Annotated in this window: 19 protein-coding genes; 9 read left to right on the plus strand and 10 right to left on the minus strand. The window is 64.1% G+C overall.

The window, feature by feature from the left end; all coding sequences use genetic code 11:
* Window positions 1-10: 10 nt before the first annotated feature.
* From J4G43_RS33075 to folE, 3 genes are all read right to left on the minus strand, one after another.
* The gene (locus J4G43_RS33075; RefSeq protein WP_225005258.1) at window positions 11-1,030 is read right to left on the minus strand and encodes a lytic transglycosylase domain-containing protein; all 1,020 of its coding nucleotides are present in this window, start codon (window positions 1,028-1,030) and stop codon (window positions 11-13) included.
* A 140-nt stretch (window positions 1,031-1,170) separates the two neighbouring features.
* Entirely contained in the window at window positions 1,171-1,593 is a 423-nt protein-coding gene (gene hisI / locus J4G43_RS33080) for a phosphoribosyl-AMP cyclohydrolase (RefSeq protein WP_028150232.1), read from the minus strand.
* 46 nt (window positions 1,594-1,639) lie between these two features.
* Window positions 1,640-2,332 (minus strand): GTP cyclohydrolase I FolE, encoded by a 693-nt coding sequence (gene folE, locus J4G43_RS33085; protein WP_063982517.1) that lies wholly within the window; start codon window positions 2,330-2,332, stop codon window positions 1,640-1,642.
* 242 nt (window positions 2,333-2,574) lie between these two features.
* On the opposite strand from folE, the gene J4G43_RS33090 reads away from it, so the two are divergent.
* A complete protein-coding gene (locus tag J4G43_RS33090) occupies window positions 2,575-3,030 on the plus strand; it encodes an iron-sulfur cluster assembly scaffold protein (RefSeq protein ID WP_014494348.1) in 456 nt (151 codons plus the stop codon).
* A 112-nt stretch (window positions 3,031-3,142) separates the two neighbouring features.
* Here J4G43_RS33090 and J4G43_RS33095 read toward each other — a convergent pair whose 3' ends face one another.
* Window positions 3,143-4,039, minus strand: a complete 897-nt coding sequence (locus tag J4G43_RS33095) for a COG3904 family protein (protein WP_085405346.1) — start codon at window positions 4,037-4,039, stop codon at window positions 3,143-3,145.
* 248 nt (window positions 4,040-4,287) lie between these two features.
* Here J4G43_RS33095 and yidD point away from each other — a divergent pair, with 248 nt between their 5' ends.
* On the plus strand, window positions 4,288-4,626 hold the full coding sequence (gene yidD, locus J4G43_RS33100; RefSeq protein WP_063982515.1) for a membrane protein insertion efficiency factor YidD: 339 nt from the start codon (window positions 4,288-4,290) through the stop codon (window positions 4,624-4,626).
* A gap of 102 nt (window positions 4,627-4,728) precedes the next feature.
* Window positions 4,729-4,938: a hypothetical protein gene (locus tag J4G43_RS55675; RefSeq protein ID WP_071912677.1), complete on the plus strand. Its 210-nt coding sequence runs from the start codon at window positions 4,729-4,731 to the stop codon at window positions 4,936-4,938.
* Window positions 4,939-5,066: 128 nt separating this feature from the next.
* On the opposite strand, the gene J4G43_RS33105 is transcribed toward J4G43_RS55675, so the two are convergent.
* Both J4G43_RS33105 and J4G43_RS33110 read right to left on the minus strand, forming a co-directional pair.
* The gene (locus J4G43_RS33105) at window positions 5,067-6,281 is read right to left on the minus strand and encodes a hypothetical protein (RefSeq protein WP_208087503.1); all 1,215 of its coding nucleotides are present in this window, start codon (window positions 6,279-6,281) and stop codon (window positions 5,067-5,069) included.
* A gap of 2 nt (window positions 6,282-6,283) precedes the next feature.
* The gene (locus tag J4G43_RS33110) at window positions 6,284-7,648 is read right to left on the minus strand and encodes an APC family permease (RefSeq protein WP_166092232.1); all 1,365 of its coding nucleotides are present in this window, start codon (window positions 7,646-7,648) and stop codon (window positions 6,284-6,286) included.
* A gap of 327 nt (window positions 7,649-7,975) precedes the next feature.
* Between J4G43_RS33110 and J4G43_RS33115 the strand changes: the two genes are divergently transcribed.
* Together J4G43_RS33115 and J4G43_RS33120 are read left to right on the plus strand one after the other, a co-directional pair.
* Window positions 7,976-9,301 carry an alpha/beta hydrolase gene (locus J4G43_RS33115; protein WP_208089478.1) on the plus strand — a complete coding sequence of 442 codons (1,326 nt, stop codon included), beginning with the start codon at window positions 7,976-7,978 and terminating at the stop codon, window positions 9,299-9,301.
* 168 nt (window positions 9,302-9,469) lie between these two features.
* Window positions 9,470-9,835: a GrlR family regulatory protein gene (locus J4G43_RS33120; protein ID WP_225005272.1), complete on the plus strand. Its 366-nt coding sequence runs from the start codon at window positions 9,470-9,472 to the stop codon at window positions 9,833-9,835.
* Window positions 9,836-9,852: 17 nt separating this feature from the next.
* On the opposite strand, the gene J4G43_RS33125 is transcribed toward J4G43_RS33120, so the two are convergent.
* Window positions 9,853-10,230, minus strand: a complete 378-nt coding sequence (locus J4G43_RS33125) for a hypothetical protein (protein ID WP_028150242.1) — start codon at window positions 10,228-10,230, stop codon at window positions 9,853-9,855.
* 91 nt (window positions 10,231-10,321) lie between these two features.
* A complete protein-coding gene (locus J4G43_RS33130; RefSeq protein WP_208087504.1) occupies window positions 10,322-11,497 on the minus strand; it encodes an MFS transporter in 1,176 nt (391 codons plus the stop codon).
* Window positions 11,498-11,682: 185 nt separating this feature from the next.
* On the opposite strand from J4G43_RS33130, the gene thrS reads away from it, so the two are divergent.
* The 3 genes from thrS to J4G43_RS33145 all read left to right on the plus strand — a co-directional run bounded on the left by thrS (window position 11,683) and on the right by J4G43_RS33145 (window position 15,699).
* Window positions 11,683-13,725: a threonine--tRNA ligase gene (gene thrS, locus J4G43_RS33135; protein ID WP_071912667.1), complete on the plus strand. Its 2,043-nt coding sequence runs from the start codon at window positions 11,683-11,685 to the stop codon at window positions 13,723-13,725.
* Window positions 13,726-13,818: 93 nt separating this feature from the next.
* Complete coding sequence (locus tag J4G43_RS33140) at window positions 13,819-14,382, plus strand: nitroreductase family protein (protein ID WP_028154760.1); 564 nt, start codon at window positions 13,819-13,821, stop codon at window positions 14,380-14,382.
* 63 nt (window positions 14,383-14,445) lie between these two features.
* On the plus strand, window positions 14,446-15,699 hold the full coding sequence (locus J4G43_RS33145) for a serine hydrolase domain-containing protein (protein ID WP_208087505.1): 1,254 nt from the start codon (window positions 14,446-14,448) through the stop codon (window positions 15,697-15,699).
* Here the strand turns inward: J4G43_RS33145 and J4G43_RS33150 are convergent.
* Entirely contained in the window at window positions 15,685-18,147 is a 2,463-nt protein-coding gene (locus J4G43_RS33150) for a putative bifunctional diguanylate cyclase/phosphodiesterase (protein ID WP_208087506.1), read from the minus strand. The genes J4G43_RS33145 and J4G43_RS33150 overlap by 15 nt on opposite strands.
* 1,002 nt (window positions 18,148-19,149) lie before the next feature.
* Complete coding sequence (locus J4G43_RS33155; protein WP_208087507.1) at window positions 19,150-20,766, minus strand: bifunctional AfsR/SARP family transcriptional regulator/alpha/beta hydrolase; 1,617 nt, start codon at window positions 20,764-20,766, stop codon at window positions 19,150-19,152.
* 151 nt (window positions 20,767-20,917) lie between these two features.
* Here J4G43_RS33155 and J4G43_RS33160 point away from each other — a divergent pair, with 151 nt between their 5' ends.
* Window positions 20,918-21,181, plus strand: a complete 264-nt coding sequence (locus J4G43_RS33160; protein WP_085405337.1) for a DUF1127 domain-containing protein — start codon at window positions 20,918-20,920, stop codon at window positions 21,179-21,181.
* Window positions 21,182-21,282: the final 101 nt, after the last annotated feature.

Here is a 21,282-nt window from a genome sequence, read left to right on the forward strand (position 1 = left end):
CGCGCGACGATCAGCTCGAGAACGTACCGCTGCGATCGCTGAAGAGATCGAGCGGTTGCGGCGGGCGCACGTCAGGCGTCGCCGATGCGATCGAAGCAAGCGAGGCGTTGTTGCCCCACAATTTCTGCACCGTGGTCGAAACCGGCTGCGTGGTATCGCCGGGCTGATAGATCGAGCGGAATGCGGGCGTGATCGGCGTGTTGTCCGCAGCCGTTGACGACGACGTCGCACTCACCGGCGTCACGCCGCGCGCCTCCGGAAAGGTCTGCAGATAAGCGGCGTTGTCGATGACAGGCGCGGTGGGCTGCACGCCGTTGGCACTTGCGACCTGCGTCGTGGATGGCGAGTCGCCATACATCGCCATTGCGCTGCGGGTCGTTTTCGAATTCGCCGCGCTGGCGTAGCGCGCGTCGAGCACCGAATAGACCTCGGAGACGCTGCGTGCGCGGCCGTCCCTGGCGTAGAAGATCGAGCGGTTGGCGGAGGCCGCATTAGGAAACAGCCGCGCGCCGACCGCTTGCGGATTGTCCTCGGCATTGGCGATCAGCTTTGCGGCGCCGCCGAGACCCATGAAATGCGCCATGTAGAGTTCGCTGTCAGACGGCCTGCGGCCGAGCAGTCCGGTGAGCTTGAAACTGTTCGACTGCGTCAGCGCTGCGGCCATGGTGGAGGCGGCTTCCGGATCGTCGCGCAGCTTCATGATCGACCGCTTCATGGCGGGATCATCGACCGCGTAGCCGCCCGACGACGTCCTGGTGATGGCGTCGGAATAATTGCCATAGCCGAGCTGGGTGCCCGCCTCCTTCACCGTACCCAGCCAGGTCTGGTCGATGAACTGGTAGAGCCCGTGGGCGGACGACGTGGTGGCTCCCGCCGTCGGATCGAAATCCGATTCCATCTTGGCGGTCGTCAGCATGTACTGGAAGCTGACGCCCGTCCGGTTGGAGACCTGCTTGATCGCGCCGGCGACGCGTGCCCGCGACGGATCGAGACCCGTCGTCTGAGAGGCGCTGGAATTGTCGACCGACATGATGGAGTGCCCGCCCCGTGCGGCGTTGAGCGACGCCGGCAATTCGGCGCCTGTCGTCTCACCGTGGGACACGTATGGTTAATGCGGGGTTAATCTGGCCGTTCGCCGTCATTCCGGCCCGAACCCGGCGTGACGACGGGCTATTTCTTGTAGACGGCGTCCGGATCGAACAACCTGTCCGCATCGACAAAGACCAGCTTGGCGCCGCCGCCCTCGGCCTCGACCTTGCGGTAGAAGCAGGACCGGCGGCCGGTGTGGCAGGCCGCGCCGATCTGCTCGACACGGATCCAGACCGCGTCCTGGTCGCAATCGGTGCGGATCTCGACCACGCGCTGGGTCTGACCCGACGTCTCACCTTTTCGCCACAAGGCATTGCGCGATCGGCTGAAGTACCAGGCCTCGCCGGTCGCAATCGTCTTGCGCAGCGCCTCGTCGTTCATGTGCGCGACCATGAGCACATCACCGGTGGCAACGTCGGTCGCCACGCAGGTCACGAGGCCGGCAGCGTCGAACCTGGGCAGGAAGGCGAGGCCTTCCTCGATCTCATGGGAGTGAGCGGACACGGGCGTCCTCGCTTGGAGCATGACGCGGACATAGACCTTCGCGAGGTCAGCGCGTCGTGCCTCGCACCAGGGACAGGAAACGTGCTTGCTCCGCCGGATTGTCGCGGAACATGCCAGTGAAGCGGCTGGTGAAGGTCGAGGCACCATGCTTGGCAACGCCTCGCACCGACATGCAGGTATGCTCGGCCTCGATCAGCACGGCAACGCCGCGGGGCTTGAGGATCTCGTCGATGGCCGCCGCGATCTGCGCCGTCATGTGCTCCTGGGTCTGGAGCCTGCGGGCGAAGATGTCGGTCAGGCGCGCAAGCTTCGACAGGCCGACGACGCGTTCCACCGGCGTATAGGCGATGTGCGCCTTGCCGTAGAACGGCATCATGTGATGCTCGCACTGCGAGGTGAACTCGATGTCGCGCACCAGCACGAAGTCGTCATAGCCGGCCGTCTCGCCGAAGGTGCGGTCGAGCACCTCGGCCGGGCACTGGTGGTAGCCCTGATAGAGCTCGTCGAAGGCCTCGACCACACGGCGCGGCGTGTCGAGCAAGCCTTCGCGCGCGGTGTTCTCGCCGATATAGGCGAGCAGCGTCTTCACCGCCGCTTCCGCCTCTGCGCGCGCGGGGCGCGGCTGGTCGGCGCGGACGGCGGCCGCGAGGAATTCGGCAGGGTCAAGCTCAGCCGGGCGGCTCTCGGGTTGGCGGTCGGAGGGCTTGCCCGGGCGGATGGATTTGATCGTAGCGTCCATGTCTACTCCGTTCGACGGCCTCGCGGCCGGAGTGTCACCGGCAGACGGGGCGGCAAGCCGCCGGACGCCTGAAGAGAACAGTTTTGACGAAAAAGGCCCTTTGGGTCATCACGCTGGCAGCGCAGATCTGGACCGCTGCTGCCGCACCGCTGGACTGTTTTTCCGCCAGTTCCGTCCCTATATAGGACCGTGGGCGGCGCCCGCCAAGGCCGATCCGGTGCGGAAGTGTTGGACTCCATCACATGCTGAACGACATCTATAACAAGCGGATCATCGAACTGGCCGGGAATATTCCACGCCTCGGACGGCTGCCGGACCCCGACGCCACTGCCACCGCCCACTCCAAATTGTGCGGCTCGACCGTGAAGATCGACCTCAAGATGGAGGGCGACAAGGTCACCGACTTCGCCCATGACGTGAAGGCCTGTGCCCTCGGACAAGCCTCTTCATCCATCATGGCAAGTCGCGTCGTCGGCTCGACCGCGAGCGAACTCCGCGAGTTACGCGAAACCGTTCGCAAGATGCTCAAGGAGAACGGCGCGCCTCCTGAAGGCAAATGGGAAGAGATCAAGTTCCTCGAGCCGGTCCGCGACTACAAGGCGCGACACGCCTCGACCCTCCTGACCTTCGATGCCGTGGTCGATGCCATCGGCCAGATCGAGGCGAAAGCCAAGCAGCCGGCCGCGGCGCAGGGCTGATTTGGTCGAGGTCATTCCGACGCCTGCGCCGGCGCGAACCCGGTCGCGCTACGATATCTGAATTCCGGCTTCGTCGCTTTGCGAACGCCCCGGAATGACGATCAGGGAAATCCTACTTTTGCGAGCCTGCGCTTTGCGCCGCACCGGTCGGCACCAAGGCTTCCGCCGTCTTGGTCGATTTGACGGGCTGCGGTTCCGCTTCCGCACCGAACCTCGCCTGCGTCTTCGGTGCAAGTTCCGCCACCGCGGGCGCCGCGACGTCCACATGCGGCAGCACGTCGGCCACCAGATTGGTGGTCACGAGATTGGTGAGCTTCAGCTCGCCAGCATCCAGCTCGTGCAGATCTTCCCACGGCGGCACGCTGAGCGCGAGCGAGAGCAGGTCGCCGGCGCCGCCCATATCGAACGTGTATTTGGCGAGCCGGCCGATGTCGCGCTCCACGATCATCAGGTCCTGCGCGCTGTAGCTCGCCGCCTTGGCATCGTCGGCACGATCGCCCATCCAGATCTGGTGGACCCGGACGTGAGCTGCTTCCGGCACGTAGCGCTTCTTGCCGGCCAGCAGCAGGAACACGCACATGGATTCGCAATAGGCTTCGGGCGCAACCGCCGGACGGGCCGACTGCCCGCTGCGGTTCTGAACGCTGATGCCGACGGTGGTCGAAAGTCCAAGATTGCGGAAGCGCCGGCCGAGCGTGATCGCGTCGTTGACGGAACCGCCGCTGGAGTCGAGCACCACGGTCGCGCCGCCAAGCTGGCGTCCGCGCGAAAACTCCTCGAAATCCCTCGGCGTATCTGCGGTGATGATGCCGACCGCGCTGACCCAGCCGCGGCAGTTCGGGTCGCAGGCGACCCAGTTGAACTTCATCGGCAGCTTGCGCTCTTCGAGGGCGGCACCAGCATGAGCCGTTGTGCCGGTCGTGGCGACAGCTCCGAAGAGCGCGGCGCCAAGCGCGGCTGCCCCAAGCAACAACCAGCCGCGACGGTCGAGGGAGTTCAGAAGTCTCAATCTGGTTCCTTCCCCAAGCCCCAAAGGTTCCCCAACAGTCCTCGGTAGCGCCCTCTGAGTCCATCATACGGGCGTATGTTTCTACACACGGTCGTCATAAAAATGGTATCCGGGGGAATACAGATCGTCCACAGGTACTTGCTGCACTGCTCCCAAAAAGCACGGGAAATATGGCGCAGAAACAACAACTTGCGGTTCCCTGCGCCGGAACCGCGCAATACCTCGCTCACGATCGCAGCACAGCGCCCATGAAGCATTCAACCTGCGAGCACTGTTCCACTCCCATCGAGGGCGCGCTCCGGCTCCCGCGCCGATTCGGCCGCGCACTGATCTGGCTCTACCGCCACACGCTCTCGCCGCTGGTCGGCTACAATTGCCGGCACCTGCCGACGTGCTCGGTCTATGGCGACGAGGCGATCGAACGGTTCGGGCTGTGGGCCGGCGGCTGGATGACGCTCGCGCGATTGCTTCGCTGCAATCCTTTCGGCACATCGGGAATCGACAACGTGCCCCTCAGCGCACCGCAAGGCGCGCGCTGGTATCTGCCTTGGCGCTATGGCAGGTGGCGCGGCGTCAACGCATCCTGAATATCACCAGGAAACGCCGCGGCGCTTCGCGCATCGCTGCCTTGAATGGAACCGGAACTTCCCCCTCGCGTTGTTGTGATGCTCCCACGGGAGGAAACAAGAATGCGCTGGAAAATCAGCCCACATTTTCACTTCAGGCTTGGTCCACATCCTGGTTCCAGAGGGCATCACGACCCAAGAACCCTCGACATGATTGCCATCATTGCGCTGCTGACGCTCGTGGTCGGCTCCGGCTGGTATCTGGCGACGAGCCTTGCCACGGCGCCGAGCACCACGGCCTTCATCGTGCCGAGCCAGAGCGTGCACTGGTAGGCTGGACGTTAGAGACCGAGCACCAGCCGATCTGCACCGGGTTTGGCGACATATTATCAGATGGCGTTCGCGTTCGTACGGCTGGTTGTCATCGCCCGGAGCGCGTGACACCCGCCTCAACAGGCAACCTAACGAAACCAGAAAAAGCGCCCGGGCGGTGGCGGGATCGACTCGGGCGGACGCAGCCGCTTCGGACGTGGCGGCTTTGGCGACGGCTCGGCGGACGAGGTGGTCTCCGCAGCCGGCGCCGTCTCGCTTCCCGGCACCCTCACCGACAGCAGCAAGTTCGATTCATGCGTCCGCCAGCGATAGCCGACGCCGAAATCGATCGGCTGGGCGCGCGTGAACAGTTCGGCGTAGCGCTCCTGGTAGCGGCCGGGGAATTCGTCGATTGGTCCGAGATAGCGGCCGAACGGGAAGAACCGCCACTGTTGCGCATTGTAGTTCGCAAGCGGAATGCCGGAATCGTCCTGGATGATGGTCGCGCTGTTGGCCAGCAGCCAGTTGCGAGCGACGGAGAAGTCGCCCTTGTGCAGGAGATAGGACGCGCTCTTGAGCAGGCTGTTGCCGGGCCCGAGCGTCTCGCAGAATTTCAGAAATCCCGTGTTGCGCGCGCTGGCATTGGAGAGATCGGTCGAGAAATAGTACAGCGTTCGCGCCTCGCCTTCGCTTCCGGCAAAGGTGATGCGGACACCGCGCGTCGCGTTCCGTCCCGGATTGTCGCCTCCCGTATGCACCCCGCCCTTGTCGTCGAGCGCGATCATCTCGACATTGCGGATGGTCTTGCCGGAGCGCGCGAGGAAGACATAGAGGATCGGCAACGTGCCGTTGACCTGGTTGGCGTGCAGGTCGACCTTCATGTGCTTGGTGATGAAGAAGGAGAAGCTCAGGATCGAGCCGAGCGAACGCTCGACATTGTAGAGCGCGGCACCGACCGAGCCGCGCGGCAGCCGCGTCAGGTCAGGCACCGCGCCGACCGGCTCCAGCGCGCCGAGCACGTAGGTGCTGGCCTTGGAGTAGAACGCATCGGCGTAGAGGAAGTCGGGGCCGCTGAACAAGTAGAACATGGTCGGCCGGGGCGCGGCCAGATTGACGTCGGCCCAACTGCGGATCTTCGAGAGCTGCCGCTGCTCGAGCTGGGCGAAGGCGCCGTCGAAGAATTTTGCGTGGCGCTGCCAGCCCGGGTCTTTGGTGAGCGGCACCAGCGGCGAGTCCGGCGAAGGCTGCATGCCCGCGAGAAAGCGCGCGGTATCATCGAAGGTGACGTCGGCGGCACGTGCAGACGAGACGGCCGCGGCCAGCAGGGCAAGAGCGACGGCCGCAATTCTCATGGGTCGAAACATGTCTATTCGCGGTGTGATGACGTACCAGCGGCGACCGGCCGCCTGCGGAAAACAGCATAGATCAACAGGCCCGAGAGCATGAGCAGCATCCCCGCCAGCGACTGCACCGGCCGCTCGGTCAACAGGTAGTACATCATGAACGCGGTCACGAGCAGGAAAACGAGCGGCGTGAACGGGTATCCCCAGGCGCGATAGGGCCGCGGCAGGTCGGGATCGGTGATGCGCAGCTTGACGACGCCGGCGACCGTGAAGAACGAGCAGAACAGCAGCGCGAACTGGATGAAGTCGAGCACCGCCTCGAAGCTGCGCGTGAACAGCAGCAGATTGGCGACGGCAAGCTGAAACAGGATGGCATAGGCCGGCGCGCCGCTCACCGATCGCTTCGAGAACACGCGCAGGGCCGGAATGTCCTCGCCCATCGTCATCATCACGCGCGGGCCGATCCACATCATCGCGCTGATCGAGGAGATCAGGCCGACGCAGATCATCGCACCGACGATCCGGCCGCCGAGGCTGCCGAAGATCGCGCTACCGGCGACGCTGGCAACGTCGAGCTGGCCGGCCAGCGCACTGACCGGCGTGGAATAGAGAAACACCGCGTTCAGCGCGACGTACAGAACCAGCACGATCAGCGTGCCCGCGAGCAGCGCGCGCGGCAGATCGCGCTGCGGCATGTTCATCTCGCCGATGATGTAGGTCGCGGCATTCCAGCCCGAGAACGAGTACATCACGAAGACGAGGCCAATCGCGAAGGGTGCGCTGACGATATGCGCGAGATCACCCGGCTGTGGCGTGAAGACAATCGGCTGCGGCGTGCCGATGACGAAGCCGGCGAGCAGGAAGGCGACGATCAGCACGACCTTGAGGATGGTCGAGATCAGCTGGAAGGTCGATGAGTGCCTGACGCCGGTCAATTGCACGATCGAGACCAGCCACACCACGCCGATGGCAAGCGGGATCGGCGGCAGATCGGGGACGACCGATTTCGCGTATTCGCCGAACGCCATCGCCGCGAGCGCGACGGGCGCTGCGAAGCCAACCGTCGCCGAGACCCAGCCGGCGAGAAAGCCGAAGGCGGGATGATAGGCGCGGCCGAGGAAATTGTACTCGCCGCTCGAGCGCGGAAACATGGCGCCGAGCTCGCTGTAGGAGAACACCCCGCACAGCGCGACGATGCCGCCGATGGTCCAGAGCAACAGGATCGAGAAGCCGGACGGGATGTCCTTGACCTGGAAGCCGAGGCTGGTGAAGACGCCGACCCCGATCATGTCGGCAACGACGATGGCGGTTGCGACCAGAACGGAGACCCCCGGCCCGCCCGTCAGCCGGCCGGTCCAAGGTGCGGGTCCCGCATCTGATGCCGTCATCGGGGTCCTCAACCTCAGGCGTCACGTGTCGTTGGGAGCATCGTGCAGTCTGGTCCAGTCAATTCAAGCAGGGTTAACAAGGGTTAAATGAGGCACACGAAATCGGTATTGCGGCACCTTTGTGCACGATCCTGGGCAATAAAGCCCCGGAAACACCGGAGAATCCCGTTTCGCCCCCCACAATCAGGACACGATTGCATGGTCCTTTTGAGCATTCCGGATTTGGGGAAGTTTCTCCGGACACTTAACGTCGCCTAAACGCCAGTCGGCTCAATTAGCTTCAATATCGCCGCTGGGCTTGTGGACATGACTTGGGGTCATGGGTGGATGGTCGGGGCCGCTCCGAAATTGAGAGCTGACATTCGTGCTGATCGGACGCTGTCCGGCGCGCGCAGTGCTGCGCTCCGGATCGCGCTGGTCTCAGCCTTGGTGCCGCTGTCGCTCACGCTGGTTCAATGCGGCAGGGCCCCCAACCCGGCGGCGCTCGCGGCGAACTCGCAGGCCAACGTCCAAATCGTCGCGAAGACCAATCCTCAGGTCGCAAGCAGCGACACGTTCGAGGATCGCTTCCCCGCCCCGCAATTCAAGGAGCGCTTCCCGTCGGCGAGCGAGAGTCTTCTGCAACGGCAGATGTCGGACTTCTCGCCCAAACGCGCCGTCCAGCAGCAGCCTCAGCCGGAGCAGGCGCCGTACAAGGTCGCCTCACTCGCACCGCAAATCCCCTACCAGCGTCCGGCACGTGAAGACCTGACGACACTCGTCAGCATGAAATCGTCGGCCTTCCCCTATTTTGGCAACAACCCCGCCTCCGACGCGCCATTCCTCAACATCTCCAAGGGCGATCGCCGCGGCCACCGCAGCTATTCCGGGCGCGTCTACTGGCAGGACGAGACTTACAGCGACAGCCGCGTGCTGATGCACGTGCCCGAGCATTTCGACGTGCGCAAGCCGGGCGTGATCGTGGTGTTCTTCCACGGCAACGGCGCAACGCTGGAGCGCGACGTGCGCGACCGCCAACTGGTACCGCAGCAGGTCACCGATTCCGGCGCCAACGCCATCCTGCTGGCGCCGCAGATGGCGGTCGATGCCGCCGATTCCAGCGCCGGCAAGTTCTGGCAGGCGGGCGGCCTCAAGCGCTTCATGGAAGAGTCGGCGGCCCATCTAGCCCGGCTCACCGGCGATCCCAACAACGCCCGCGCCTTCGCCAACATGCCGATCGTGATCGTCGGCTATAGCGGCGGCTTCCTGCCGACGGCCTGGAGCCTCGAGGTCGGCGGCATCAGCGACCGCGTCCGCGGCGTCGTCCTGCTCGATGCCGTCTACGGCGAAATGGACAAGTTCGCCTCCTGGATCGAGAGCCACCGCTCCGGCTTCTTCGTCAGCTCCTACACCCGCTACACCGCGCGGCGCGACCGCGAGCTGATGAGCATGTTGCGGCAAAAGGGCATCAGCGTCTCCGAGGACATGGACGGGCCACTCCGTCCCGGCAGCGTGGTGTTCGTCGAAACCGGCGACGGCATCACGCATCGTGATTATGTGACGCGCGCCTGGACCCGGGACCCGCTCAAGGACGTGCTGGTGAAGATGTCGGCGACGCCGTCGTTGGCGCTGACGCGCGTTGCGTCCACCAATCCAGCCGCATCGAGCCGCTAGCCGATATTGCGCGCGCCGGCATTTGGCCACGCTGCCCGCAATTGCCGCAGGCTTTGATCAAAATGTGATGTTGATGGCCGACATCCCCGGGAGCCACCGGATTGCTTCCGCTGGCAACGATCATAATTTGCCGGCCAAGTTTTAGCTTGAATTCTGCGGGGACAGACGGTGCGTCAGGGACTCTACAAGGTCGACTTCCACACGGTTCATGGAACCGGCTGCGGCGTCGTCTATGTGACGGATGGCAAGATGCGCGGCGGCAATTCCGCCTTCGCTTTCATCGGGACCTACATCGGCGAAGGCGACAGCATCAAGGTCAAGATTTCGACCCAGCGCTACAACGACGATCCGTCCTTCAAGCCGCTGTTCGGGCACGACAGGATCACGCTGACGCTGGCCGGCCGGACGGCGACACGGCGGAATTCGAAGGCACCGCGCTGCAGGTGCCGGGCGTTGCCTTCAGGGCCGTGCTCAGCCGGATCAGCGACTAGCCGTCCGGCTTCCAGACCTCGGCTCTTGATCTTCAGGTATTGATGGTCAGGTCTTGATGTTCAGGTCTTGGGCAGCTTCGGAATGCTCTCGGCGAAGCCGTTGAAGCAGGCCAGCCGCTCGTCCTCTTCCTTGAAGAAGCGGCAATCGGCGTAACCCTTGGCCTTCGCCGGTTTCGGCTTCGGCTGCGGCGCGATCACGGCGTCGTAGCAGTTGAGGCGGTCCTTGGTGCCGTCATCGAGGTCGAGGCAGGCCTGGAGCCGTGCCGCGATCGACTGCGGTTTGCCCTTCGGCGCCGCGGCCGGCTTGGCCGCGGCCTCTTTGGTCCCCTTGGGCGTGACCTGCACCAGCGGCTTGTCCCCCACCATGGGTGGCTTGTCGGTTTGTGCAAACGCGGAGGCTGAATAGAGCACCGCGGCAACCGCCAGAATCATCCTCATGTCAGTCAACTCTCTTTGGTCCCCATGCCTCGCCTTCTAGCGCTCCCGCGCGTGGTTTGCCAAGCACCTTGCGCATAGGAAAACGCACCCTTCAGGCCGTGGTGGCAGCAGCCGGCCGGGGTCGGGTCAGAACCACGAGGATCAGCGCCAGGACGACGAAGCCGACCGCGACGAAACCAAGCGGATGCAGCAGTTCGCGGGCGAACAGCAGCCCGCCGATGGCGGAGCCGACAGCCTGGCCGACATAGAGGACGGAGGTGTTGAGCGCGACGGTCGCCGATGCGAGCGGCGGCGCAGCCGCGACCAGCCGCACTTGCTGCATCGAATTGGTCGAGGCAAAGCCGAGGCCCCAGATCGCGACCGCGAGCGCCATCAACACCAGGCTCCCCGCGCCGAGCGCCCAGCCGGTGATGCCTGCAAGCAGCAGGCAGGTGAACAGCAACGACGTCCGATAGGGCCCCCAGGTGTCGACGATGCGGGTCGCGATGACGACGCCGAGGAAACCGCAAACGCCGTAGATGCCGAACACCATGCCGATTGCATCCGGGCTCGCCTCGGTCAGCTTCTTGAGCAGCGGACCCATGAAGGTGAACACCACAAACTGACCGGACATTTGCAGCATCGTGATCGCAAGCAGCAGCAGGATCGTCCTGCTGCGGCCGACCGCGCTCCAGGTCTTCAGGTCAACAGGCGTGCCCTTCAGGCCCGCCGGCAGGCGCAGCAACAACAACAGGAAGCTGATGCAACCGAGCGCGCCGATCCCGCCATAGGCCGCGCGCCAGCCATAGCGGCTGGCGATGAAAGTGATCAGCGGAAGACCGACGGCCGCAGCTAACGACCAGCCGAGAAAGATGTAGGCGATGGTGCTGCCGCGCCGCTTCACCGGCACGATCAGCGCCGCCGTGCCCGCAGCCTGCGGCGTGTAGAGCGCGCCGACCGCCAGCATCAGCAGGCGAATGATGAGCAGGCTCGTGTAGTCAGGGGCAAATGCCGAGGCGAGATTGCCAAGGGCGAGCACCGCAAGCGTGGTCGCAAGCAGCGTCCGCCGCTCGATGCGGCTGGTCAGCCACGCCGTCAGCGGCGAGCCGATGCACAGCGTAATCGCGCCGAAGGTGATCAGGAGCCCCGCAGCATGGATGGTGATGCCGAGCCCGGTTGACAATTCCGGCAGCATGCCCGCCGGCGCCAGCACCGAGCAGCCGGTGACGAGATTGCCGAGCATCAGGGCGGTTGGCGTGAAACGGCCGGCCACGGGCGGATTTTCCATGCAAGTGCATGTAGAGCAGGCCTGCGACCAGTTAAAGGGCGCGGTGCGAAATAGTTGGAGCATCGCCCAAGCTTTTGCGCGCCACTTTCTTGGAAATGCCGGATTGCACAGGCCGAATCGCCTGATATATCGCTCGTTCCCGCTTACCTGCGCTCGTTCGCAGGAGTGAGCCTCAGGAGAAAAGCATGACCGACCAGCCCAAATCCGAATCCGGCTTTCAATACAGCCTCAGCAATCTGAGACCCGTGACCCCGCCCGAAAAGATCACCCTCACCTTCCCCGACGGCGCCCGGCGCGAATACGCCAAGAGCATCACCGGCCTCGAGATCGCCAAGGGCATTTCGCCGTCGCTGGCCAAGCGCACGGTCGCGATGGCGCTCGACGGCGTGGTCGCCGATCTCGACGATCCCATCGAAGCCGATGCCAAGATCGAGCTGATCAACCGCGACGATCCGCGCGCGCTCGAGCTGATCCGCCACGACTGCGCCCACGTGCTCGCCGAAGCCGTGCAGACGCTGTGGCCCGGCACGCAAGTCACCATCGGTCCCGTGATCGAAAACGGCTTCTACTACGACTTCTTCCGCAACGAGCCGTTCACGCCGGAAGACTTTGCCGCGATCGAGAAGAAGATGCGCGAGATCATCGCGCGCGACAAACCCTTCACCAAGGAAGTCTGGGACCGCGAGAAGACCAAGCAGGTGTTCCGCGACAAGGGCGAGGCGTTCAAGGTCGAGCTGGTCGACGCCATTCCCGGCAACGAACCGATCAAGATCTACTACCAGGGCGACTGGTTCGATCTCTGCCGCGGCCCGCACATGACCTCGACCGGCAAGGTCGGCAACGCCTTCAAGCTGATGAAGGTGGCCGGCGCCTATTGGCGCGGCGACAGCAACAACCCGATGCTGACGCGCATCTACGGCACGGCGTTCGCGAAGCAGGAGGACCTCGACGCTTATCTGAAGCAGATCGAGGAAGCCGAAAAGCGCGACCATCGCAAGCTCGGGCGCGAGCTCGACCTCTTCCACTTCCAGGAAGAAGGTCCGGGCGTCGTGTTCTGGCACGCCAAGGGCTGGACCATCTTCCAGCAGCTGATCGCCTATATGCGCCGGCGCCTCGCCGGCGACTACAGCGAGGTCAATGCGCCGCAGATCCTCGACAAGTCCTTGTGGGAGACCTCGGGCCATTGGGGCTGGTATCGCGAGAACATGTTCGCGGCGCAGTCCGCCGGCGACGAGGCCGAGGACAAGCGCTGGTTCGCGCTGAAGCCGATGAACTGCCCCGGCCACGTGCAGATCTTCAAGCACGGCCTGAAGAGCTACCGCGACCTGCCGCTGCGCCTCGCCGAGTTCGGCGTGGTGCATCGCTATGAGCCCTCCGGCGCCATGCATGGCCTGATGCGCGTGCGCGGCTTCACCCAGGACGACGCGCACGTCTTCTGCATGGAAGACCAGCTCGCTGACGAGTGCCTGAAGATCAACGATCTCATCCTGTCGACCTACGCCGACTTCGGCTTCACCGGCGATCTCACGGTGAAGCTCTCGACCCGGCCCGAGAAGCGCGTCGGCACCGATGCGATGTGGGATCACGCGGAGCGTGTGATGGCGACGGTGCTGCGCGAGATCCAGTCGCAGAACAATCACATCAAGACCGAGATCAATCCGGGCGAAGGCGCCTTCTACGGGCCGAAGTTCGAATATGTGCTGCGCGACGCCATCGGCCGCGACTGGCAGTGCGGCACCACGCAGGTCGACTTCAACCTGCCGGAGCGGTTCGGTGCGTTCTACATCGACCATGACAGCGGCAAGAAGGCGCCGGTGATGGTGCATCGCGCGATCTGCGGCTCGATGGAGCGCTTCATCGGCATCCTGATCGAGCACTATGCCGGCAATTTCCCGCTCTGGCTGTCCCCGGTGCAGGTGGTGGTCACCACCATCACCTCGGAGGCCGACGAGTATGCCAAGCAGGTGCTGGAACAGGTCCGGCGCGCGGGGCTTCGGGCCGAGATCGACCTGCGCAACGAAAAGATCAACTACAAGGTCCGCGAGCACTCGCTGGCCAAGATTCCGGCACTGCTCGTGTGCGGCAAGAAGGAGGCCGAGACGCAGTCGGTCTCGGTCCGCCGGCTCGGCAGCGACGGCCAGAAGGTGATGACAACGGTGGAGGCGCTCGCCGCCCTCGTCGACGAGGCCACCCCACCGGACGTCCGGCGGGCGCGCGACGCGGCCTGATCCCTGAAATCGATCTAAACTCGCTTTCGGTTGCGGGCGTGCATGCTTATCTCGGCATGGCACGCCGGACGACCAGCCGAAGAGGACATCGTAGTGCCCGACGCCATCGAACTCCTGAAGACCCGTCGCTCGGTCAAGCCGCGCGAGATGACCGGGCCCGGCCCCTCCCCCGCCGAGCTCGAAACCATCCTCACCATCGGCGCGCGCGTGCCCGACCACGGCAAGCTCGCGCCCTGGCGCTTCATCATTTTCGAGGGTGACGCCCGCGAGCGGGCCGGCGAGGTCATCGCGACGGTCTTTGCCCGCAAGAATCCGGACGCACCGGCGGCGAACATCGAGACCGAGCGCAAACGCCTCACCGACGCGCCGCTGGTGATCGGTATCGTCAGCTTCACCAAGCCGCATCCGAAGGTGCCGGCGTTCGAGCAGGAATTGTCGGCCGGCGCCAGCGTCATGAACATTGTCACGGCCGCGACCGCGCTCGGCTACGGCGCGTGCTGGCTGACCGGCTGGTTCGCCTTCGACCGCGACGTGCTGGACGGCCTCGGCCTCAAGCCGGACGAAAAGCTCGCCGGCCTCGTCCATATCGGCACGCCGACCAAGCCAAGCGAAGACCGTCCGCGACCGTTCCTTTCGGAAATCGTGACGCGTTTTTAATCGATGTATTGTTGACGCCTCCAGCGTCTTGCGGCTTTGATCCCGGCGAGGGAGGAAGCCCGGATGAAGCGTCGTGAATTTCTGGTCGGGGCCGCGCTGCTGGCCGGCACGATGGGGCGCAGCCGCTCCGCCGACATCCCTGCCCCGTCGGCCGACGGACTTGAGCGCATCACCGCGTATTTTGACAACGAGGTGACGCTTGGCCGCCTGCCGGGCGCGGTGGTCCTGGTCCAGCAGCACGGCAAGCCGGCGTATCTGAAGAACTTCGGCGTGCGCGACACCAGGACCGGCCTTGCGATGACGCCGGACACGATCTTCGCCATCCACTCCATGACCAAGCCGATCACGTGCCTGGGCGCGATGATGCTGATCGACGAGGGCAGGCTCGCGCTCACCGACCCCGTGTCGAAATACGTCCCGCTCTTCGCCGACACCAAGGTGGGCCTGGAGCCGGAGGGCACCTCGAAGGTCGAACTCGAGCCTCCGATCCGCCCTGTCAACATCGAGGATCTGCTGCGGCAAACCTCGGGCATCAGCTACGACTATATCGGCGCCCCATGGGTGATGCAGGTTTACCAGGCCGCCAATATTTTCGAGGGGCCCTTCAACAACAGGCAATTCGCCGACCGCATCGCCAAGCTGCCGCTCACGCGCCAGCCCGGAACGCTGTGGCGCTACGGCCATTCCACCGACGTGCTCGGCGCCGTCATCGAGATCATCTCGGGCCAGACGCTGTATGAATTCCTCAAGCAGCGCATTCTCGATCCGCTCGGAATGAACAGCACCAAATTCGTGCTGAAAACGCCGGAGGAGCGCGCCCGGATGGCGCGGCCGCTGCCGAGCGACCCGGTCCTGCTCGCCGGCGAGCGCGACCGCCTTGACCATCCCGAATGGGAATCCGGCGGCGGCGGGCTGCTCTCGACCATCACCGACTATCAGCGCTTCTCGCAGATGCTGCTCAATGGCGGCGAGTTCGAGGGCAAGCGTTACCTCAGCCCCGCCGTGTTCAAGGCCATGACGACCGATCACGTCGGGCCCGGCTCCGGCGTGGGACGCGACTATTTCTATTTCCCGGGCGACGGCTATGGCTACGGCATCGGTGTGCGCACCGATCCCGGTAACGCGAAGCCGCCGCCGGCCGGATCGATCGGCGAATTGAAATGGGACTCAGGCAGCGGCACCTATTTCGGCGTCGATCCCAAGCTCGACATGGTCTACCTCCTGATGCAGCAGACCCAGAACGAGCGCAGCCGCATCACGCCCGCCTTCAAGGAACTGGTCTACGGCTGCTATCCCGAAGGGCTACGCCGCCCGTGAGGCGCGCTGGCCGAAATCGGCCAGCAGCTTTGCGATCTCGGCGGCGGGCCGCGCCGCGCTGAACAGAAACCCCTGCACCTCGTTGCAGCCTTCGGCGCGCAGCCAGTCGAGCTGATCCTCGGTCTCGACGCCTTCAGCCGTTGTGGTGATGTTGAGGCTGCGGCCGAGGCCGGAGATCGCGCGCACGATCGCGACGCAATCGGGCCGCTGCGCCAGATCCTTCACAAACGAACGGTCGATCTTGATCTTGTCGAACGGGAAGCTACGGAGATAGCTGAGGCTCGAATAGCCGGTGCCGAAATCATCCATGGAGATGCTGACGCCTAGCTCGCGCAATTGATGCAGGATGGCGAGATTGGCATCGGTCTCCGCCAGGAAGATCGACTCGGTGATCTCGAGCTCGAGCCGCTTCGGCGACAGGCCGGACTGCGCAAGCGCGGAAATCACGACCTGGACCAGGTTGCGGCTGCGGAATTGCGCCGGCGACAGATTGACCGCGACCTTGACGTCGACAGGCCATTTCACCGCCTCCGCGCAGGCCTCACGCAGCACCCACTCGCCGAGCTGGGTGATGAGGCCGATGTCTTCGGCGACCGGAATGAATTCCGCCGGCGAAATCATGCCCTTGTCGGGATGACGCCAGCGCAACAGCGATTCGAAGCCGGAGATGCGGTCGGACGCGATCGACACCAGCGGCTGGTAGTGCAGCTCGAATTCGCCATTGGCGAAGGCGCGGCGCAGATCGAGCTCCATGTCTCGGCGCTTCTGCGCCTGGAGGTCCATCTCGCGCTCGAAGAAATGGTGCACGCCGCCGCCATCGGACTTCGCCCGGTACAGCGCCATGTCGGCGTTGCGCATCAGCTCCTCCGACGTCGTGCCGTCGCCGGGCGACAGCGCGATGCCGATGCTGGCGCCGATCACCATCTCCTGGCCGTCGAGGTCGTAGGGCGCCTTCAGCATGTCGATCAGCAAGGTCGCGCAGGCGCTGGCTTCGTTCGGCGAGACGTCGGCTGCCAGGATCACGGCGAACTCGTCGCCGCCAAGCCGGGCCGCGAGATTGCCGCCGCGGACCGCGGTGGTGAGGCGTTCGGCAACTTGCTTCAGCAGGCGATCCCCCACCGGATGCCCGAAGGAATCATTGATGTTCTTGAACAGGTCGAGATCGATATAGAGCACGCCGACCCGTTTTCCGCCGGCCTGATCGAGCGCCTGCTTCAAGCACTGCTGGAAATGTTCGCGGTTCGGCAGATCGGTGAGCCCGTCATGGTGCGCCATGTGGGCGATCCGCGCCTCGGCCTTGCGCCGCTCCGTGATGTCGACCACCGCGACCAGATAGCCGTCGCGATCGTCGAAGGCGACGCGGCGGCCGAAAGTGAGCACCTCGATCTCGCTGCCGTCGGCACACAAATGGCGCCAGTTGCGCGAGGAATGATAGGTGTCGCCGATGCGTTCGAGCGCCTCGGCGTGGCTGTCCCACTCGTCCTCGGGCCAGATCTCGTGCAACTTCATCCGCAGGAAGGTGGCGCGGCTGTAGCCGTAATGCTGGACCGCGGCATCGTTGACGCTGAGGAATTCCTTGGTCTGTGCCTCGAACACCCACATCGGCATCGGGTTGTTGTCGAACAGAAGGCGAAACGAGGCGTCGCGCCGCTTCAACGCGGTGACGTCGGAGATCGTCAACGAGACCAGATCGGCGAAGGCGGTGGCACTGAGCCGAAGGTAACGTCCGTCGTCTTCGATCTCGAGCTGCTCGCCGCGGCCGCCGGAGACGACCTTGAGCAGGAAGTCCATGATTTCGGGCGCGGCCAATAGCGTGTGCCCCTCGCCGATCCGCCGCCACAACAGGCCCGCGCTCGCGACCTTCAACAGCGCACCGGCGCTCTTGTTGTGATGCACGATCTGGAGATCGAACGGCTTGCCTGCGGCATCGCGCAGCGTCGCCAGCGAAACCACCGCGTCATCGGTCGACGAGAAGATCGCGTCCAAGAGATTGTACTGCGCGCCGCGCTCGTTGATGTAGGCGCCAACCAGCGTGGCGCCCCAGCGCGAGGCGGTCGGCAACGCCAGCACATCGTAGATCCGGACCATGCCGTCGCGCACGCAATGCGCGCTGGCCTGGTGCGGACGTCCGTTCTCGAGCGCGCTCGCCACAGCCTCCGACAGCGCCGTGGCGCAATCGGGCGAGAGCTCGGCGACCGGGATATCCCAGCGCTCCTCGCCGAGCCATTTCTGCACGTAACGCCCGCTGCGCGACAATTCGAGCGCGCCATCGTTCTTCAGCAGCGCGATGTGGTCGGCGAGCCGTCCGAGGCTCCCAAGCATCACGTCCTCATAGCGCGGCAGCCGTTCGCCCGGCTTCAACGCGGCACGCCATTTGCGTTGAAGCACCGGGATGTCGTCAAACATTTCGGCGGCCGGTTTTCCCGGCATCTTCTTCGCGGCAGTCATTGCAGTCCCCAACGCACTTTCCCTGGGGCATCCAATGCAGTCGCGCTTAATGCCGTGTAAAAAGGACGCAGCCGCGGGTTCCATTCGGCGATTATGACAGTTTTAAGTCAGGTGTTGGTTAGTGCGCGTTAGAGACTATGACGGTTGCCTAAAATGCGATGCGTGCGCGTGAGAGTGAAGTTATGGCGCACAGCTGCTTCATCCTCGTCATTGCGAGCGCAGCGAAGCAATCCAGACTGCCGCCGCGGAAAGATTCTGGATTGCTTCGCTGCGCTCGCAATGACGGAGTGCATGGATGGCAGCGTTGCTCCTCTCATGTCCCTGACGCGGTGCGGCACGCAGTGACGCTCCGCAGAGCCGGGGCACGAGAGCGTCGTTGAGTGACTGACATGGGCTCGCATCCTCGCGGCGCATTTCGCCCGAGCTTTGCCTGATCGCCTCACCCTCAAATGAAAGAGGGCGCAGGGAAGACCGGGAGCCCGCTGGCACCCGAGGTCCACTGTGCGAAATTGTGGTGAGAAATCTGCACAGCGGCATACAGGTGTAGCCAGGACATCCCGGCCTTCCCTGCGCAGTGGTTGGAACGGCTTATGTCGTGCTCTCCCCGGGGAGCGATGCACTATTGCCCCCGTCGCCTTGCAGATGGCTGATGCGCGCGCCCGGCTGGGCAACACGCACCACCACAAGACTTGGCGCACAGACCCCGGGCGCCAGGACGACACGATTTGGCCGTACGTGGATCACATCGGTCGTGCGTGCGATGTGCTTCGCTCACGGCTGCCCGCCCTGCGATCACCTTCGCACCAGTGTGGCCCACGTCCACCGCCGCCCGGCCCGCGTTCGTGACGATCGCGATACGCCCCTCTTCCTTGGGCCGAAGTGAGGCAACACATACGCCGTTTCCGAATTCTTATAAAGCGAATTATTTTCGTTGAAGGCGATTGACAGCGTTCTGCCCTGAGTTCGGTGTTTTGCCCGTCGGGCAAAACTCGGCAAGCACGATCACCGACAGCGATCGGGCGCGAGAAACCTTCTTACACTGTCCAGAAATACCGACCAGGCCGGCTCGGTCCCCAGCAAGATATGATTGGGACTCTCGAGCGGAACGAATGTTGCGCCTTTAATCCGAGCAGCGAGTTCCTGCCCCTCCGTGAACTTTACGCTCGCGTCGGCACGAGCGTGCAACACCAGGGTCGGCGTTCGTACATCCTGCAGCAGATGCCGCACATCGATTTCGCCGAAGATATTCGTAAGCCTGAAGGCGTTCTGCGGCGACGTCGTAATCCGCTGCAGATCGTTGAACCACTGCGCCTGCTCGGCATTTGCTTCAGGAATGAAGAGGGACGTGAATATCTGGCGAAACACCGGACTTTCTTGCCCCCACCCCTCGAGGACCAGAGTTGTCAATGCCTCCCGGCGGGCCACGTTTGACGGGTCCTGATGGCGCCAACCCTTTGCGTATCCGCCATAAAGAACGAGATGACTGACACGCTCCGGGTGCTTCACGGCGTAGGCTATCGAGATCGCGCAGCCCTGAGAAATGCCAAGCAGGGGAAAACGTTCGAGCCCCGCCGCATCGACGACCGTCTCGAGATCACGCACGAAAGCGTCGAAGGAGATGTCGAAGACATCCCAGTCCGACAAGCCCGTACCGCGTTCGTCGTAGCGCAGGAACGTGTTGTCGCGGCTCAACGCCTCGATCCAGTGCTGCCAGACCGGGCTCGCAAAGTCGAATTCCAGATGATTGAGCCAATTGGCGGCTTTCACCAGCGGCGGCCCGGCGCCGACCGACGCATAGGCGATGCGCACCCCGTCGCGCGCGGTGCAGGTTCGAACGTTCTGCTTGAGCTGCCTCGGCGAAGCCGCCGGCTCAGCGGCGGCCACATCCTCGGGTGGCACCCGATGCTGCGACCGATGTCGCAGGAGTTGCTGGTAGAGCGCCCTCGTCTCCTGATCCGGCTCGACGTTGAGCTCTTTGCGCAGGATCGCCTCGCAGCGCTTGTATTGCCGCAACGCCAACGCGGTCTGCCCCTGCTCGGAGTAGAGCCGCATCAAGGCGCAATCCACCTCTTCCTGCAACGGATCGATCGCCAACAAACGGAGCGCCAACGCGATCGCCTCCTCCCGTGCGCCGATAAGCTGTAATTCCTGCAGCAGCGTATGGAAGGCAGAGGTGGCGACGGCGCGCAACCGGGTCCGCTCGCCCAATAACCACTCGTCGAAAAGATCGGACCGCGCGTTCAGTCCCTCGAGAAAGGGGCCGCGATACAACTCCGCTGCACGTTTCAAATTGGCGATGGACGGATCGGATACCGCATCCTTGAATTCGACGACGTCGGTCGTGACGGCGCCGATATCGAAGCCAAGCAGGTCGTGATCGGCGGACAGCGGCAGCTCGGCGCAATCATGTCGCAGCATGCTGATGCATTGGCGCAAGCTTTGTCGCGCCGCGTCCTCGTGACTGTCGGGCCAGAGCAACGCCGCAAGCCGCTCACGAACATGGACGACCCCAGGGTTCATGGCCAGAAATGCCACGAGGGCCTGCGCCTTCTTGTTGCGCAAGGTGACCGGCCCGCCCCGGTCCATGGAAAACGAACCCAGCAAGGTCAACCGCAGCATTCCCACCCTCTCGGCATCAAATGGCGCAATTCTAGCAGCCTCGACCGCGTTTTTGACGGTTTTTTCACGCCTGCCCTGACGAGCCGCTCACCGCCGTCCTCTAGAAAGGAGACAACGCGCTACCCGGCGCACATTTAAAAGGCACAAACACGTGACCCTGATTTCCCTATCCACATCAAGCCTCGCGGCGCCCTTCGGGCGCCGAGGCATTCCGCTGCTTCTCGCGAGGTTCCGGCGCCTGCTGAACGGTTGGATCGCCGCCGCCATTGCCCATCACGAGCGCCGGGCGGCGCTCGTCGCCCTGCGCCCGCTGGACGACCGGGCGTTGAAGGATGTGGGTCTCTATCGCGGCCCGTTCGATGACCGCATCGAACGCGCTGCACGGTCTCGATGGAGCCGCTTCCGGCAGGCGTGAGACGACCACATCAGTTCAATTCGATCCTCGCCAAAGACCAGGAGAAGATGATGTCTATCACGATTCAAAACGGGCCAGGTACAGCACCCACTCGCCCCTTC

It is taken from the genome of Bradyrhizobium barranii subsp. barranii (assembly GCF_017565645.3).
Taxonomy (GTDB): domain Bacteria; phylum Pseudomonadota; class Alphaproteobacteria; order Rhizobiales; family Xanthobacteraceae; genus Bradyrhizobium; species Bradyrhizobium barranii.